Origin of the sequence: Actinomycetospora termitidis (genome assembly GCF_030286555.1) — a bacterium.
Taxonomy (GTDB): Bacteria; Actinomycetota; Actinomycetes; order Mycobacteriales; family Pseudonocardiaceae; genus Actinomycetospora; species Actinomycetospora termitidis.
The window spans coordinates 139073-154957 of the sequence record NZ_JASVWF010000003.1; the positions used below are offsets into that span (position 1 = coordinate 139073).

At 73.6% G+C, this 15885-nt stretch carries 15 protein-coding genes and 1 tRNA gene; 8 read left to right on the plus strand and 8 right to left on the minus strand.

What is annotated here, in order from left to right; all coding sequences use genetic code 11:
- Window positions 1-3 precede the first annotated feature (3 nt).
- Window positions 4-1656, minus strand: a complete 1653-nt coding sequence (gene argS / locus QRT03_RS14120; RefSeq protein ID WP_286053503.1) for an arginine--tRNA ligase — start codon at window positions 1654-1656, stop codon at window positions 4-6.
- A gap of 103 nt (window positions 1657-1759) precedes the next feature.
- On the opposite strand from argS, the gene QRT03_RS14125 reads away from it, so the two are divergent.
- From QRT03_RS14125 to QRT03_RS14150, 6 genes are all read left to right on the plus strand, one after another.
- Window positions 1760-2590: a thioredoxin-like domain-containing protein gene (locus QRT03_RS14125; protein ID WP_286053504.1), complete on the plus strand. Its 831-nt coding sequence runs from the start codon at window positions 1760-1762 to the stop codon at window positions 2588-2590.
- A gap of 11 nt (window positions 2591-2601) precedes the next feature.
- Window positions 2602-3297 carry a DUF305 domain-containing protein gene (locus QRT03_RS14130; protein WP_286053505.1) on the plus strand — a complete coding sequence of 232 codons (696 nt, stop codon included), beginning with the start codon at window positions 2602-2604 and terminating at the stop codon, window positions 3295-3297.
- A 34-nt stretch (window positions 3298-3331) separates the two neighbouring features.
- Window positions 3332-3403: transfer RNA gene (locus tag QRT03_RS14135), tRNA-Arg, on the plus strand.
- A 229-nt stretch (window positions 3404-3632) separates the two neighbouring features.
- The gene (locus tag QRT03_RS14140; RefSeq protein WP_286053506.1) at window positions 3633-4106 is read left to right on the plus strand and encodes a hypothetical protein; all 474 of its coding nucleotides are present in this window, start codon (window positions 3633-3635) and stop codon (window positions 4104-4106) included.
- A gap of 35 nt (window positions 4107-4141) precedes the next feature.
- The gene (locus QRT03_RS14145) at window positions 4142-5446 is read left to right on the plus strand and encodes a glycosyltransferase (protein ID WP_286053508.1); all 1305 of its coding nucleotides are present in this window, start codon (window positions 4142-4144) and stop codon (window positions 5444-5446) included.
- A gap of 357 nt (window positions 5447-5803) precedes the next feature.
- A complete protein-coding gene (locus QRT03_RS14150; RefSeq protein WP_286053509.1) occupies window positions 5804-6724 on the plus strand; it encodes a hypothetical protein in 921 nt (306 codons plus the stop codon).
- Between the two features lie 7 nt (window positions 6725-6731).
- Here the strand turns inward: QRT03_RS14150 and QRT03_RS14155 are convergent, their stop codons facing one another.
- The 4 genes from QRT03_RS14155 to QRT03_RS14170 form a co-directional block, all read right to left on the minus strand.
- The gene (locus tag QRT03_RS14155) at window positions 6732-7697 is read right to left on the minus strand and encodes an alpha/beta fold hydrolase (protein ID WP_286053511.1); all 966 of its coding nucleotides are present in this window, start codon (window positions 7695-7697) and stop codon (window positions 6732-6734) included.
- A 24-nt stretch (window positions 7698-7721) separates the two neighbouring features.
- Complete coding sequence (locus tag QRT03_RS14160; protein WP_286053512.1) at window positions 7722-7919, minus strand: hypothetical protein; 198 nt, start codon at window positions 7917-7919, stop codon at window positions 7722-7724.
- Window positions 7920-7979: 60 nt separating this feature from the next.
- Window positions 7980-8936: a DNA polymerase domain-containing protein gene (locus QRT03_RS14165; protein ID WP_286053513.1), complete on the minus strand. Its 957-nt coding sequence runs from the start codon at window positions 8934-8936 to the stop codon at window positions 7980-7982.
- Window positions 8937-9385: 449 nt separating this feature from the next.
- Window positions 9386-10384 (minus strand): CobW family GTP-binding protein, encoded by a 999-nt coding sequence (locus tag QRT03_RS14170; protein ID WP_286053514.1) that lies wholly within the window; start codon window positions 10382-10384, stop codon window positions 9386-9388.
- Between the two features lie 20 nt (window positions 10385-10404).
- Between QRT03_RS14170 and QRT03_RS14175 the strand changes: the two genes are divergently transcribed.
- Window positions 10405-11583: a CaiB/BaiF CoA transferase family protein gene (locus QRT03_RS14175; protein WP_286053515.1), complete on the plus strand. Its 1179-nt coding sequence runs from the start codon at window positions 10405-10407 to the stop codon at window positions 11581-11583.
- On the opposite strand, the gene QRT03_RS14180 is transcribed toward QRT03_RS14175, so the two are convergent.
- The 3 genes from QRT03_RS14180 to QRT03_RS14190 are packed head-to-tail and all read right to left on the minus strand — an operon-like array spanning window position 11553 to window position 15006.
- Window positions 11553-12863 carry an MFS transporter gene (locus QRT03_RS14180; protein ID WP_286053516.1) on the minus strand — a complete coding sequence of 437 codons (1311 nt, stop codon included), beginning with the start codon at window positions 12861-12863 and terminating at the stop codon, window positions 11553-11555. The genes QRT03_RS14175 and QRT03_RS14180 overlap by 31 nt on opposite strands.
- Complete coding sequence (locus tag QRT03_RS14185) at window positions 12860-14083, minus strand: cytochrome P450 (RefSeq protein WP_286053517.1); 1224 nt, start codon at window positions 14081-14083, stop codon at window positions 12860-12862. The genes QRT03_RS14180 and QRT03_RS14185 overlap by 4 nt, the downstream gene beginning before the upstream one ends.
- A 59-nt stretch (window positions 14084-14142) precedes the next feature.
- Complete coding sequence (locus QRT03_RS14190) at window positions 14143-15006, minus strand: amidohydrolase family protein (protein ID WP_286053518.1); 864 nt, start codon at window positions 15004-15006, stop codon at window positions 14143-14145.
- Between the two features lie 62 nt (window positions 15007-15068).
- On the opposite strand from QRT03_RS14190, the gene QRT03_RS14195 reads away from it, so the two are divergent.
- Window positions 15069-15884 carry an IclR family transcriptional regulator gene (locus QRT03_RS14195; protein ID WP_286053519.1) on the plus strand — a complete coding sequence of 272 codons (816 nt, stop codon included), beginning with the start codon at window positions 15069-15071 and terminating at the stop codon, window positions 15882-15884.
- Window position 15885: the final 1 nt, after the last annotated feature.

The window sequence follows — 15885 nt, forward strand, 5'->3', positions numbered from 1 at the left end:
GATCTACATCCGTTCCGGGGCGGAGACACCGAGCAGGCCGAGGCCCGAGGCGAGGACGGTACGGGTCGCGCCGCACAGCGCCAGGCGGGCGGTGTGCAGCGGTCCCGGCGTCTCGTCCCCCTGGGGCAGCACGCGGCAGGTGTCGTAGAAGCGGTGGTAGGCGCCGGCGAGCTCCTCGAGGAAGCGCGCGACGCGGTGCGGCTCGCGCAGCGCCGCCGCGGAGGCGAGCACCCGGGGGAACTCGCCCAGGGTGCGGATCAGGTCGCCCTCGCGCGGCTCGGCGAGCAGGGCGAGGTCGGGGTCCGCGGCGGTGACGCCGAGGTCCGCGGCGTTGCGGGCGAGCGCGGAGAGCCGGGCGTGGGCGTACTGCACGTAGAACACGGGGTTCTCGTTGGTGCGCCGGCTGATCAGGTCCAGGTCGATGTCGAGGACCTGGTCCACGCTCGAGCGGGTCAGCGTGTAGCGGGCCGCGTCCACGCCGACGGCGTCGACGAGGTCCTCGAGCGTGATGATCGTGCCCGCGCGCTTGGACATCTTCACGGGCTCGCCGTCGCGCAGCAGGTTCACCAGCTGCCCGATCAGCACCTCGACGCGGGCCGGGTCGTCGCCGAACGCGGCCGCCACCGCCTTGAGGCGGTGGATGTACCCGTGGTGGTCGGCGCCGAGCATGTAGATCGCCAGGTCGGCGCCGCGCGACCGCTTGTCGCGGTAGTAGGCGATGTCCCCGGCGATGTAGGCCGGGGTACCGTCGGACTTGATGACGACGCGGTCCTTGTCGTCGCCGTGGTCGGTGGAGCGCAGCCACCACGCGTTGTCCGCGTGGTACAGCGCGCCGTCGTCCTTGAGCGTCTGCACCGAGCGCTCGACCGCACCACTCGCGTGCAGGGCGAGCTCGGAGGACCAGACGTCGAAGTGGGTGCCGAACGAGTCCAGCGACTCCCGCATCTCGCCGAGCATCACCGCGACGCCGAGCCGCTTGAAGGCCGCGAGCTTCTCCGGTTCGGGCTGGTCCAGCACGCCGCGCTCGACCTCGACGACCCGCTGGGCCACCTCGGCCACGTACGCCCCGCCGTAGCCGTTCTCCGGCACCGGACGCCCCTCGGCGGCCGCGATGAGCGACTCGGCGAACCGGTCGATCTGCGCACCCGCGTCGTTGACGTAGTACTCCCGCGTGACGGCGGCGCCCTGGGCCTCGAGCACGCGCCCCAGCGCGTCGCCGACGGCGGCCCACCGGGTGCCGCCCAGGTGGATCGGGCCGGTCGGGTTCGCGGAGACGAACTCCAGGTTGACCGCCTGCCCGGTGAGCGCGTCGCCGTGCCCGTACGCGGGACCGAGCGCCAGGATCTCCGCGACGATGCCCGCCTGCGCGTCGGCGGCCAGCCGCAGGTTGAGGAACCCGGGACCCGCCACCTCGGCCGCCGCGACGCCGTCGGTGGACTCCAGGCGCTCCGCGAGCCACCCGGCGAGGTCGGCCGGCTTCACGCCCGCCTTCTTGGCGCTGCGCAGGGCGAGGTTCGTGGCGTAGTCGCCGTGCTCGGGGTTGCGGGGCCGCTCGACGGTGACCTCGTCGGGCAGCGCGGCCGTGTCGAGGCCGCGCTCGGTCAGCACGTCGACGGCGACGGCGTGCAGGAGATCGGCGAGCGCAGCGGGGGTCACGTGGACCGAGTCTAGGGAGCCCGGGGCGCACCTCCCGCCGGTGCATGCCGATCACCCCGGGTAGGGGGAACTCACACACAGCTCATCCCTAGAATCGGGTGGCATGGCGAGTGGACGCTCCACCGGGACCCCACAGCGTCGCGGTGGCTCCCGCCCGCCGCAACGCGGCAAGAACCCCGTGGCCGGCGCACGGAAACGGACCTCCTCGGCGGGCCGGTCGGCCCCGAAGAACCGTCAGGTGCCCTGGCTGCTGATCGGCGCGATCGTCGTCGTCCTCGCCCTGATCGGCGGCATCGGCTTCTTCCTGTTCGACCGGTCCGCGCAGATCAGCCCGTGGCGCCCCAGCCAGGACAACCGGGACCCCTCGCTCGCGATCCCCGGCATCGTCCTGCAGGCCTACGAGGGCCAGCACCACGTGACGCCCGAGCAGCGCGTGGCCTACGACCGGACGCCACCCTTCGGCGGTCCGCACGACGGCTACTGGGCGGCCTGCAACGGGCAGGTCTACCCGCAGCCGGTGCGCAACGAGAACATGGTGCACTCGCTCGAGCACGGCGCCGTCTGGATCGCCTACGACCCGGCGCGCGTCCAGGGCGCCGCCCTCGACACCCTCACCGCCAAGGTGCAGGGCCAGAACCAGATGATGATGTCGCCCTACCCGGGCCTCGAGCAGCCGATCTCGCTGCAGTCGTGGGGGCACCAGCTCGCAGTCCCGGACGCGACCGACCCGCGGATCGACCAGTTCATCAGCTCGCTGCGGGGCAACCCCAACGGCGTGTTCCCCGAGGTCGGCGCCAGCTGTGACGCCCTCGGCCCGGGCGCCTTCGACCCGGCGAACCCGCCGCCGTTCGAGGGGCAGCCGTACCCGCGTGACGCCCTGCCGATGAACTACCAGGGCACCTCGGGCGCCGGCGGCATGGGCGGTGCGGGATGACGGCCTCCTCGGTGACCTCACAGGTCTCACCGCCCGAGCCCCCCGACGTCGACGACCACGACGACGACCACGGTGGCTGGTGGTCGGACTCCCCCGGCTGGGCCAAGGCCGTCGTCGCCGTCGGCGCGGTGCTGATCCTGCTGCTCGTCGGCGGGCTCGCGGGCGCCGTGATCGGTCAGCGCACCGCGCCGACGTACGCCCCGGCGGCTGGCTCGGTCGACGTCGGGTTCCTGCAGGACATGAGCGTCCACCACCGGCAGGCGATCCAGATGGCGGTGTGGGAGCGCTCGAACACCACCGACCCCGCGCTGCGCCAGCTCGCGTTCGACATCGAGTCCTCGCAGACCCAGCAGCTCGGCATGATGCAGGGCTGGCTCCAGCTCTGGGAGCAGCGGGGAGAGACCGCGCCCGGTCAGTACATGGCGTGGATGGGCATGCCGATGCCCTCGATGCCGGGCATGGCCACCGAGGCCGACCTGCAGCGTCTGCGTGCGTCCACCGGGCAGCCGCTCGACGTGGAGTTCCTGCAGCTCATGCTGCGCCACCACGAGGGCGGGCTGCACATGATGGAGTCCGCCGCCGCGCAGGCCTCCGTCCCCGCGGTGCGGACGCTCGCGACCTCGATGGTCACCACGCAGACCGCCGAGTCGCAGACCATGACGCAGCTGCTCGCGGCCCGGGGGGCGGCACCCCTGCCGATGAACTGATCCGCGGGCATGCAGTAGGCTCGTCCGCGGTACCGCCCCCGTAGCTCAGGGGATAGAGCACCGCCCTCCGGAGGCGGGAGCGCAGGTTCGAATCCTGCCGGGGGCACCCTTTCTCGCTCATCGACGAGAGTCTCTCGGCCGGCGTTTGCGCCCCGCCTCCGCGGCACGACGAGCATGCCGGGCGACGTGCTGCCCGGTCGTCCACCCGAGGGTGGACGTGCAGGTCCCATCTCGGGATCGACGAGTTCGCTTCATCCGGACGGGACCTTGGTCCTGTTGCTCAGGACGTCCTCGGTCGGACCCGAGACGGGGCAACGGGACCGGGAGGGACCGCCATGAGCATCATCGCGATCGGAGCCGCCGTGAAGGCCGCCGCCGAGGCCGCCAAGGCGTTGAAGGACATCCACGACGTCCTCGACGGCGACCGGGGCGTGACCGTGACCGTCTACAACCACACGCCGTACGAACTGCACTCGTGGGGAGCGGGCTTCGACCACGGCGGCTGGGCCGACCCGGCCGACCAGGTCATCCCGCCGGACTCGGCCAGCGTGTTCTCGGTGCGGGACAAGGGCTTCATGACCGGCGTCGAGGGACACGTCTTCTACGTCGTCCAGGGCGTGGACGCTCCGTTGGAGCGGGTGTTCGTGAAGTGGAACAACCCGTTCGTCGGGTCGAACAGCGGCGCTGCCGTCGCGAGCCAGTACGGGCCGGCGGACTTCTTCGGCCGCCCCTCGGACCGGTTCCGTGCCGACGGTCGGTACGGCAGCGGGAACATCTCGCAGAACGACTACGAGATTCGCCTGCGGTGACGTGACGCGCGGCGGGGTGTCTCTACGATCGCCGCATGGGCGACCGGTTGATCTTCCAGCTCGGCACCAACAACTGGCAGCGCGGCGGTGAGTTCGCGCCCGGGTCGGGGATCCTCCACGAGGCGCACCACCGCGCGTACAACGAGATCGACGGCGTCCGCGCCTACTCCATGTACCCCTCGCGCGTGCAGCGCTTCCGCGAGGAGGACGTGCGGGTCTTCGAACTCGACCACGACATCCCGATCTGCGAATCGGTCTCCCCCGTCTCGAGCTACCGCTGGCACGCGATGAGCCCGGAGGAGGTCGACGCCTACCGCGCGCGCCTCACACGTGAGGTCACGGCGTTCATGGACGAGGTCGAGCAGAACACCGGCGACGAGTTCGGCCTGGCCATCGCCCACCACGCCTTCATGAACCCCGTCGTGATGCGCGACGTCATCGCGGCCCGCGTCGAGGCCGGCAAGCCGCGCATCCCGCTGGTCTGTTTCGTGCACGGCACGGAACTGAAGATGTTCGCCAAGGAGCAGGCCGGGCAGGAGCCGGAGGAGTTCCCGCTGCGGTTCCTGCCGTTCATGCAGGAGGAGACCATCTTCCCCGGCGGGGTGGACGTCGTCGCGTCGATCTCCTCGGAGCAGATCGAGGCGTTCGAGGCCGTGTTCCCGGAGTTCCCGCGCGATCGCGTCGTGCTCTCGCACAACGGTTACAACGACCGGGTCTTCCGGGAGTCGGACGCCGATCCCACCCGGGCTCTCGCGGGGCTCGCGGACGACGTGCCGGAGTTCGACGCCGTCGTCGCGTTCTGTGGGAAGTTCGCCGACTGGAAGCGGTTGGACGCCCTGCTCCGGGCTGCGGCGACCTACGAGCGGGAGGACCGCCGGATCGTCACCGTCGTCGCCGGCGGTGGACCCGAGGAGCAGCAGCGGGCGATGCGCGACCTCGTCGCCGAGCTCGGCCTGCAGCGGGTCGTCTTCCTCGGCCCGCGCCAGCAGGAGGACCTGGCGACGATGTTCGCCGCGGCCGACGTCGGCGTGTTTCCCTCCTACCGCGAGCCCTTCGGCCTCGTGTTCCTGGAGTGCATGGCCTGTGGCACGCCCGTCATCGGCGCCGACTCCGGCGGACCGCGCGACTTCGTGACGCCGGAGGTGGGCGTCCTCGTGCCCGAGACCGACGACCGTCAGGCCCTCGCGGACTCCGTGGTCGCCGCGATCGACCGCGCCCTGGACGAGGACTGGAAGCACACCAAGGGGCCCGGCGCGGCCGCCTACGCGCGGGAGAAGTTCAGCGTCGTCCGGCAGGTCTCGGACCTGCTCGCGGAGGTCGACCGCCTGACGACGGACTGACCTCCTACGACGCTAGGGCCGGGAAGGGGGTGTGTGGTGCACAGGAATCCTGTGCACCACACACGACCTTCGCAGCCCTAGCGCGAGGAGGAGGGAACCGTTCCGGGCCGGGCGGAGTCCGAGTTGACGTGATCCTCGACGCTCCCGTGCGCATCGACCATGCCCTCGCCTCCGGCGCCATGACTCGCGAGATGGCGCAGCCGAGGTCGACCGCCTGACGACGGACTGACATCTCGCGACGCTAGGGCTGCGAGAGGCGTGTGTGGTGCGCAGGAATCTTGTGCACCACACACGGCATTCGCAGCCCTAGCGCGACGAGAAGGGAACCGTCCCGGGCCGGGCGGAGTCCGAGTTGACGTGATCCTCGACGCTCCCGTGCGCATCGACCATGCCCTCGCCACCGGCGCCATGACTCGCGAGATGGCGCAGTCCTCGTACTACCTGCGTCTGTTCCCGCGCGTCGCCGTCCCACGGAACCTGCCGCTCACGATGGAGCTGCGGGCCCACGCGGCAGGCCTCGTCCACGAGCAGGGCGTCGTCGCCGGTGTGGCGGCCGCAGCGCTGCACCGGGCCGTCGTCGCCCCGCTCGACCCGGTCGTCGATCTCGTCGTCGACGTCGAGGGGGTGCGCGGGGCCGCGGGGCTGCGCCGGCGGCGGCTCAGCCTGGGGCCGGCGGAGACCGTCGAGGTGTGCGGGACACGGGTGACCACGCCGGCCCGCACCGCCTACGACGTCGCGCGGTGGCTCCCGCGGGCCGAGGCCGTCGTCGTCCTCGACGCGCTGGCCCGTGCGACCCGCATCGGCGCGGACGAGGTCCGTGCGGTGCGGGACGCCCACCCGGACGACCGCGACCGCACCGCCGTCGAGCCCGCGCTCTCCTGGCTCGACCCACGAAGCCCTGGTCCGGCCGCCTCCCGGCTCCGCGTCGCGCTCCTCGCCCGGGGGCTGCCGCGCCCGTGCGTCGAGCAGCGGCTGACCGACCGGGACGGTGTGGTGTCGGACCTCGCCCTCGCCTGGCCGGAGACCCGAACGGGCCTGAGCCGACAGCGGGGTGTCGCCGCCGCTGCGCGGGAGATCGGCTGGGAGGTCGTCGAGCAGCCGGACCCGTCGACCGACGGCGTCGACGGGCTCGCCGCGCGGCTGACGAAGCAGATGGAGCGCTGGGACCCGCCGCGGATGCTCGCCCGCCCGAGACCCATCTGGCTCCTCCCGTCGCCGCCGGACGACGACGGGTGGTTCGACGACGGGCGGAGCCGCCTCGTCGCGCTCCCTCGATGATCGGTCGCTACCCGAGTCGATCGAGCAGCGGCACCAGGGCCGCGGCGAACCGGTCCGGCTCGCCGAGCAGCGCCAGGTGCCGGGCGCCGGGGAGCTCGGCGACCAGGGAGGTGTGCAGCCGGTCCGCCGTGGCGAGGGCGGCCGTGTGGTCGAAGCTCGCGTCGTCGCCGCTGGAGAGCACGGCGGTCGGGGTCCGGACGGCGCGCTCCTGGTCGTCGGTGAGTCCGATCAGCGGCTCGCGGGCGATCGCGAGCAGGGCGGTCACGCCACCCGGCGTCAGGAAGGGGGCGCGCCAGCGGTCGATCGCGGCGTCGTCGGTGGGACAGCCCGGGCCGCACTGCGCGGCGACGATCTGCCGGACGATCCCGCGCGACCGCACCACGGCGGTGACGACGGCGGGACCGACCGGCGGCAGGGTCAGGACGACCCGCAGCCCGCCGCCCCCGGTGGACGTGCGGTCGCCGCCGAAGTACGGCGTCCCGTCACCGTTGGCGGCCACGACGCCGGCCACGGCCGCCGGGTCGCGCAGGGCCAGCGAGAGCGCGATCGCCGCGCCGAGCGAGTGCCCGACGACGACCGGGCGGCGCAGCCCGAGCGCGACGATCACCCCGGCGAGCTGATCGGTGTCGGCGTCCAGCGAGTAGGGCGGCACGTGGGCGGTGAAGCCGTAGCCGCGCACGTCGTAGGCGTAGACGTCACGGTCGGCGGCGAGCAGCGGCGCCACCCGGGAGAAGACGTAGGTCGACTCCGCGAAGCCGGGCACGAGCACCAGCGGCGGCTTCCCGGACGGCGTCGCCGCGGGCCAGTGCTCGACCTGCGTGGCGACCCCGGCCGCGTCCACGGTGAGCGCAGGCGGCGGGGCCGCCACGTGCACCGGGGCGATGCGGTCCCACAGCAGGACGAGCCCGGCGAGCGCGAGCAGGACGACGAGCACCGTCGCCAGTGCGATCCCGACCCGCCGCAGCCAGCGCACCGCTGCACTGTGGCAGCAGGGGCGTCAGGAGGCGCGCGGGGCGGCCTCCTGCACCTCGACGAGCCGGTCGACCGACTCGCGCACGGCACGCAGCTCGGTGACGACGGCGTCGAGCTGGGTCACGTTGGTGACCTTGAGTTCCGCCAGCACCCGCTCGAGCAGGGCGTTGGTGACGACGAGGGCGTCCTTGACCGGGGCGATCCCGGCGATGTCTCCGAGCACGGTTCCTCCTACGGTACGGCAAGTACTAGATACCGACGGTACCGCATAGAACGCCGTCCGTCAGCTGTCGCCCTTCTCGGCCGCCCGCTTGCGCCGCTTGCCCTCGTGCATCGCCGCCACCCGCGCGACCGGGATCGTGTGCCCTTCCTCGATCAGGTCGGCGGGGATCGCCCGTGCCTCGCCGAGCCGTTCGGTCCAGGTCGGGCCGGTGAGGAACCGGTCCGGGGTGGCGACGGTGATCTCCGCGGGGACGACGGTGTCGAGGTCGTCCCAGTCCACCGGGCAGCTCACCGGGAGACCCGTCCGCACGCGTGGGCTGTAGGCCGCGACGACCGTTGCGCCGCCGGCCCGGGTGGCGTCCAGGAAGACCTTGCCGCCGCGGTCGGCCTTGATGAAGGCCGTCGTCGTGGTGTCGGGCTCGAGTCGTTCCGCCCGGGCGGCCACCGCCCGGGTCGCGGCGTGCACGTCGGCCATGTCCGCCGGGCGGATCGGGGTGACCACGTGCAGGCCCTTCGCGCCGGACGTCTTCACCGCGGGCTCGAAGCCGGCCTCCTGCAGGACGCGCCGCACCGCGCGGGCGGCGGTGACGACGGGCGTGAGGTCGGCGCCCTCGGGTGGGTCGAGGTCGAGGACGAGGTGGGTCGCGGTCCACGGCTCCTCGGCCGTCGCGAGCGGGACGTGGTACTCGATCGCGCGCTGGTTGCCGAACCACAGCAGCGTCGCGCGGTCGGCCGCCAGGGCGTAGTGGACGTCGCGCTGGGAGCTCTCGGACCAGAACGTGACGCTGCGGATCCAGTCCGGGGCGCCCTTGGGCAGGTTCTTCTGCATGAACCGCTGGTCGCCACGGGCGCGCACCACCGACAGCGGCCGGTCGGCGAGCAGCGGGAGCATCCGCTCCGCGACCGCGTCGAGGTGGTCCACGAGCTGTCGCTTCGTCACCGGGTCGCCGGAGAGCAGCGGCTGGTCGAGGTGGGTCAGCCCGACGCCGTCGCGCGTCTCGTCCGGTTCGCTCGCCACGCGTGGAACCGTGGTCGGCGGCGGGGGCCGGGTCAAGCGGGAGCAGTTCCGGCGGGCGGGTTCGCGGGGCCGTGTGCGAAACGCACACGGGCTGGCCGGGCCGCCTTCCCCGTCGGACGTTGTGCGGCACGCACACGGCTCGGCGCGCCGGACAGCTGTCGCGGCCTACCGACCACCCCAGCGCGCCCTGTCACTGGGAATCCCAGCGACACGGTGGAGGAGGCGTGTCGGGAGCCCACGACAGGGCATGGACGCCGCCAGTCGGCCACCCACGAGCGGACGCTCAGCGCTGTGCGAAGGACCGCCGGCCGGCAGCCGGCGCCCGTCGATCACCGCGCCGGCCCTCGCCGCGGAGAATCCTCACGACACGGCCGCCCCGACCGTGTGCGCGCCGCAACGCGCCCCCGGAATCACACGACATCCGCCGGCCGTGTGCGCCGCGCACAGGGTCAGGCCGACGTCAGGTCGATCCGGTACCGGGTCAGCGCGAGGGCCGCGTGCTGCGACGGGGCCGGGTCGTCGTCCGACACGACGCACGCCGTCAGCCCGGCGCGCAGCGCGGGCTCGTCGAGGTCCGTCCCGATCAGGACGAGCCGCGCTCCCCGCGTGTCCAGCCGCCCCGGCGCCGGGCGCACGCGGATCGCGGTGCCGACCGTCTGCACCTCCCAGACGTCGGGGGCCTCGTCGAAGCCCTCACCCCCGCCGTCGGGAACGCGCACGATGCCCTTGATCCGCACCACCCCGCGCGGCCCGGACTCGAGGAACGCGGCGAGCCGTCCGGCGTCCAGCGGGCGCTCCGAGGTGAACGACACGCTCTGCGCGGCCATGTGCGGGTGCTCGCCGTCGGCCTCGCGCAGCAGCGCGTCGAGGGTGAGCTGCGACGGTTGCGGGCGCCGGACGGGGTCGACCAGCAGCGCCGGGTCGAGCGCCCCGTGCGAGGTCCCGACGACGGCGCCGGCCGCGACCGCCCGCACCTCGTCGAGCGCCGCGGCCCCGCAGCGGTCCAGCCCGTTCACGACGACGAGGTCGGCCAGGCGGGCGTGCTCGAGGTCCGGCGCGCCGGCGTCCAGCACCGCGACCAGCCCGCCGTAGACCGCGTGCGGGTCGTGCGACGCGAGCAGCAGCCGCACGAGTTCCCGGGGTTCGGCGAGCCCGCTGGCCTCGACGACGACGAGGTCCAGGCCCGCCGCGGGCGACACGAGGTCGGCGAGCACCCCGGACAGGCCGTCGGCGTCGGTCACGCAGCACAGGCACCCGTTCGCCAGCGAGGTCACCGACGACGCCTGTCCGGCGACCAGCATCGCGTCGATCCCCAGCGCCCCGAAGTCGTTGACCACGACGCCGATCCGCACCCCGTCAGCGTGCCGCAGCAGGTGGTTGACCAGCGAGGACTTCCCGACGCCGAGATGACCCGCGACGAGCACCACCGGCACGGTCCGCACTGTCACGGTCACCGAGCATAGGGTCGGTGACCGTGCTCCCCCTGGAAGGCATCCGTGTCCTGGACCTCTCGAGGGTGCTCGCCGGGCCCTTCGCGACGCAGTGGCTCGGCGAGATGGGCGCCGAGGTGGTCAAGGTCGAGCCGCCGAACGGCGACGACACCCGCGGGTGGGGCCCGCCCTTCTTCGGGAGCGAGTCCCTCTACTACCTGTCGACGAACCGCAACAAGCGCGGCATGGTGCTGGACCTGACGACGGAGCACGGCCAGGAGGCGGCGCGCCGGCTCGCCGACCGGGCCGACGTCCTCGTCGAGAACTTCCGACCGGGCACGCTGGAGCGGTGGGGCCTGGACTGGGCCACGCTCAGCGCGCGGAACGAGCGCCTCATCCACGTCGCGATCTCGGGCTTCGGGCAGACCGGGCCGTACCGCGACAAGCCCGGCTACGACGTCCTCGCGCAGGCGATGGGCGGGATCATGAGCCTCACGGGCGACCCGGACGGCCCGCCGACGAAGATCGGGCTGCCGGTCGCGGACCTGAACGCCGGCACGTGGGCGATCATCGGGGTCCTCATGGCGCTGCAGGCGCGGCACACCACCGGCCGCGGCCAGTACCTCGACGTCTCGCTGCTCGACGCGCAGACGGTGTGGCACACCTGGGCCGCGCAGAACGTGTTCCACGACGCCCCGCGGGCGCGCCGGCTCGGCGCCGCGCACCCGACCGTCGTCCCCTACCAGCCGATGGCGTGCGCGGACGGGACGCTCGTCGTCGCCGTCGGCAGCGAGCGGCTGTGGAAGCGCTTCTGCGCCGTGCTCGGCCGCGACGACCTCGCCGACGACCCGCGCTTCGCCACCAGCGCCGAGCGGGCGGGGCGGCGGGAGGAGCTGATGGCGATCGTCGAGGGCGTCATGACGCAGCAGCCGGTGGCGCACTGGGCGGACGCGTTCGAGTCCGCGGGCGTCCCGTGCGGCCCGATCAACACCCTCGACGACCTGTACGGCGACCCGTGGTCGTCCGAGCGCGGCCACCACGTGACGATGGACCACCCCGGGGTCGGGACGTACGTCGGAACCGGGTTCCCCGTGCACGCCTCCGGTGAGGCGGCGACGCCCCCGGCGCCGCAGTCCCCGCCGCCGACGTTCGGCCAGCACACCGCCGAGGTGCTGCGCGAGCTCGGCTACACCGAGGACGAGATCTCCCGCTTCTGAATCAGGCGGGCGGCCAGCACCGCGCCGACGCCGGACAGCACCACGATCACGACGAGGTACGCGGACGCCCCGGCCATCCCGAGCGGCGAGGCGAGCAGCAGCGTCGTCAGGATCGGGGCCAGGGCACCGCCGGTGATGGAGCCGAGCTGGTAGCCGACCGACGCGCCGCTGTACCGGACCTCGGCCGGGTAGGCCTGGGCGGCCAGCGCCCCGGACGGTCCCCACATCGGCGCCGACGCCCAGCGGGCGCCCGCGACGGCGATCGCGATGAGGACCAGCGAGGCCGAGGCGAGCAGGGGCAGGAACACGGCCATGACGACGGCGGTCGCGACCGCGCCGCCGAGGATCGTGCGCGAGAGCCCCCACCGGTCCGCCGCCGACGAGAACCACAGGATGATCGGCACCTCCAGCACGGCGACCACGAGCACCACCGCGATCAGCCCGGTCCGCGGCATCCCGTAGGCGCTCGCGCCGTACTGGATGGAGAACGTCGCGGCCATGTAGCCGACGCCGGTGATCCCGGTGAACAGCGCGATCCCGCACAGCACCTGCGGCAGGTGGTGGCGCAGCACGCCGGCGATCGGCAGCACCATCGAGTCGCCCCGCGAGCGCACCGCGGAGAACTCCTCGCTCTCGGCGACCTGCAGGCGCACCCACAGCCCCACGATCACGAGCAGCGCCGAGGCCAGGAACGGCACCCGCCAGCCCCAGGACGAGAACGCCTCCGGGGACAGACCCGCCGTCAGGACCAGGAAGACCGCGTTCGAGGCGATCAGGCCGATCGGCACGCCGAGCTGCGGGAAGCTGCCGTAGAAGCTGCGTCGCCCGCCCGGCGCGTGCTCGGTGGACAGCAGCACAGCGCCGCCCCACTCGCCGCCGACCGCGAAGCCCTGCACCAGCCGCAGCACCACGAGCAGCACCGGAGCGGCCACGCCGATCGTCGCGTACGAGGGCAGCAGGCCGATGAGGAAGGTCGCGACCCCCATCGTCACCAGCGTGATCACCAGCGTGTTCCGGCGCCCGACACGGTCGCCGAGGTGGCCGAACAGCACGCCGCCGATCGGCCGGGCGATGAACCCGACCGCGAAGGTCCCGAACGCGGCGAGGCTGCCGGCGAGCGCCGAGGAGCCGGGGAAGAACTGCGGTGCGAACACGGTCACGGCCGCGAGCCCGTAGATGTAGAAGTCGTACCACTCGATGCTGGTGCCGACGAGGCTCGCGAGCGCGACCTTCCGGGGACTCGTTCCCGACGTCGGGCCGGTGCGGGTCTGCGGGTTCACGGCGCCTCCTTCGACGACGGGACGAGTCGGACGGGCACGGAGGAGAAGCCGCGCAGCCAGTTGGAGAGGCGGGGCACGGACTCCCCGGCCGGCTCGATCCGCTCGACGCGCCGCGCGAGCTCACCGAGCAGCGCCTGCGCCTCGAGGCGGGCGATCGCCTGGCCGACGCAGTTGTGGACCCCGGCGCCGAAGGTGACCGCACCGGCCGTCCGGAACGGGTCGAAGGCGTCGGGGTCGGCGAAGCGGCGGGGATCGCGGTTGGCGGCGCCGAGGCAGAGGAGCACGCGGGCGTCGGCGGGCACCGTGACGCCGTCCAGCTCGACCGGCCGCGTCGTCGTGCGGCCGATGACCGGGCTGGGCGTGTGCAGCCGCATGCCCTCGTCGAACACCGCCCGGACGCGCGAGGGGTCGTCGCGCAGCAGCGCCCAGACCTCCGGGCGGCGTGCGAGCTCGTGGACCACCGACGCGAGGGCGAGCACGGTCGTGTCGATGCCGGCGGACAGGAACGAGCGCACGAGCAACCCCGCGTCGGCCTCGGTGACGTCGCCGCGGTCGGCGAAGGCGTAGATGGCCGCGCCGATCCCGTCGTCGCTTAGGGCCTCGCGGCGCATCTGCCAGGTCACGTACTCGCGCGCGGTCGACCACTCCCCCGCCCCGACGGCCGCGCCCCGCTCGGCGGCGTCACGCAGCACGCCCGGCGGGCCCATCGACTCGAAGTTCAGCGCCGCGTAGGGCAGCAGGTGGTCGCGGCCCTCCGACGCCATCCCGACGGCGTCGGGCAGCACCGTGAGCGGGAACCGCTCGGCGATCCCGGCCGCGTCGAGTTCTCCCTGCTCGCAGGCCTCGTCGACGAGGTCCGCGGCCACCACCGCGAAGCGCTCCTCGAGTTCGGCGAGCGCCCGCGGGGACAGGACCCGGTTCATCACCCGGCGGGCGGCGTCGTGCTCGGGCGGGTCGGTGTCGAGCAGGACGCTGGGCGGCCGCCACCCCTCGCCCCGGCGGATGTCGGCGAGCCCGGTGCCCGCAGCGGAGGAGAAGGTCGCGGCGTCCCGGAAGGCGGCGGAGACGAGGGCGTGCCGGCCGGTCGCGTAGAGCCCGTGCGCGGGCAGGAACACCACCGGCGCCGCCTCGCGGATCGCGGTGTCGGCCGGGAGCGGGTCGGCGAGGACGTCGAGCGCGAACGGGTCGACGTCGAGCACGGGTGCGTCGACGCCGATCACGGCTCCCCACGCTGGCGGGCCCGGGCGAACCGGACAAGCGGGTCACCGTCAGGCGGAAGTCAGATCCCCAGCAGCCGGCGGGCGTTGTCCTTGAGGATGCGCGGACGGACCTCGTCGGGGAGGTCCAGGGTCGCGAAGTCGCGGCGCCAGCGGTCCGGGGTGAGCACCGGGTAGTCGGAGCCGAACAGGACCTTGTCGGCGAGCCAGCGCCCGGCGGCGCGCACGAGCTGCGGCGGGAAGTACCGCGGGGACCAGCCGGAGAGGTCGATGAACACGTTGGCCTTGTGCGTCGCGATCGAGATGGCGGCGTACTGCCAGGGGACGCTCGGGTGCGCCATGACGATCGTCAGCTCGCCGAAGTCGGCCGCGACGTCGTCGAGCAGCATCGGGTCGGAGTAGCGCAGCTTGATCCCGCGCCCGCCCGGCAGGCCCGCGCCGATCCCGGTCTGGCCGGTGTGGAAGACGACCGGCACGCCGAGCTCGGTGATCGCCTCGTAGAGCGGGTAGTAGCGGCGGTCGTGCGGTTCGAAGCCCTGCAGGCTGGGGTGGAACTTGAAGCCGCGCACGCCGTGGTCGGCGACCAGCGAGCGGATCCGCCGGACCGACGCCACGCCCCCGTGCGGGTCCACCGACCCGAACGGGATCAGCACGTCGGCGTGCGCGGCGGCCCGGTCGGCGATCTCCTCGCTGGACAGCGCCGGGTGCCCGGTCGCGCTGGTGGCGTCGACCGTGAAGACGACGGCCGCGGTGTTCCGCTCGCGGTAGTACGCGGCGACGTCCTCGACGGTCGGCGTCCGGTTCTCGCCGGCCTTGAAGTACCCGGCGGACGCGTCGAGCAGTTCCGTGTCGAGCGAGCAGTGGCCGTGCGCGTCGGCCTCCACGTGCACGTGGACGTCGATGGCGTCGAGGGCGTCGGGGTCCATGGCCCTACCCCACCATCAGGGAACCTTGTGATCCAGCTCTCCCGGCAGCCACAATCGGCCGGATGACCCGACGTACCGCAGCGAGTCGTGTCCTGGACGTGCTGGGCGCCTTCGGCCCCGGCCACCGCACCCTGTCGCTCTCCGAGATCGCGCGGCGCGGCGAGCTGTCGTTGTCTACCACCCACCGCCTCGTGGGCGAGCTGCTCGCGTGGGGCGCGCTCGAGCGGGGCCCGGACGGGCGCCTCTCGGTCGGCCTGCGGATGCTGGAGCTCTCCGCGCTGGCCCCGCGCGGGCTCGGCCTCCGCGAGGTGGCGTTCCCGCACCTCGACGACCTGCACCGCGCGACCGGCGGCAACGTCCACCTCGGCGTCCGCGACGGCCACGAGGTGGTCTACGTCGAGGCGCTCCGCTCCCGGCACACCGCGCAGGTCTCGAGCCGGGTCGGCGACCGGTGGCCCCTGCACGCCACCGGGACGGGCGTCGTGCTGCTCGCCCACGCGGACCCGGCCGACGTCGACGAGGTCCTCGCGCGGCCCCTGGCCCGCTACACCGCCCGCACCCGGACCGACCCCGCGCTCCTGCGGACGTGCCTGGCGCAGGTCCGCCGGGACGGCGTCGCGGTGCTGCGGGGGCAGATCACCGACGACGCCATGGCCGTCGCGGTGCCGGTCGCGGACCGGACCGGCGACGTCGTCGCGGCGCTGAGTCTCGTCGTCCACGACGACGGGTCGGGGCCGGGCGAGCTGCCGGCGCTGCTCACGGCGGTGGCCGCTCGAATCCGCCGGGCGCTCGGGGCGGCGGGAGCCGGGCAGCCGACCGCACCGGCCGTCGGGAACGCTCCCGTGCGCCCGATCGAGCGCCCGCTGCGCGCCGGCTGAC

Excerpts from the sequence above, each read along its gene's own strand:
- QRT03_RS14125 (WP_286053504.1), top strand. The coding sequence starts at position 1,760 with ATGGCGAGTGGACGCTCCACCGGGACCCCACAGCGTCGCGGTGGCTCC.
- QRT03_RS14140 (WP_286053506.1), top strand. The coding sequence starts at position 3,633 with ATGAGCATCATCGCGATCGGAGCCGCCGTGAAGGCCGCCGCCGAGGCC.
- QRT03_RS14145 (WP_286053508.1), top strand. The coding sequence starts at position 4,142 with ATGGGCGACCGGTTGATCTTCCAGCTCGGCACCAACAACTGGCAGCGC.
- QRT03_RS14190 (WP_286053518.1), bottom strand. The coding sequence starts at position 15,006 with ATGGACCCCGACGCCCTCGACGCCATCGACGTCCACGTGCACGTGGAG.
- QRT03_RS14195 (WP_286053519.1), top strand. The coding sequence starts at position 15,069 with ATGACCCGACGTACCGCAGCGAGTCGTGTCCTGGACGTGCTGGGCGCC.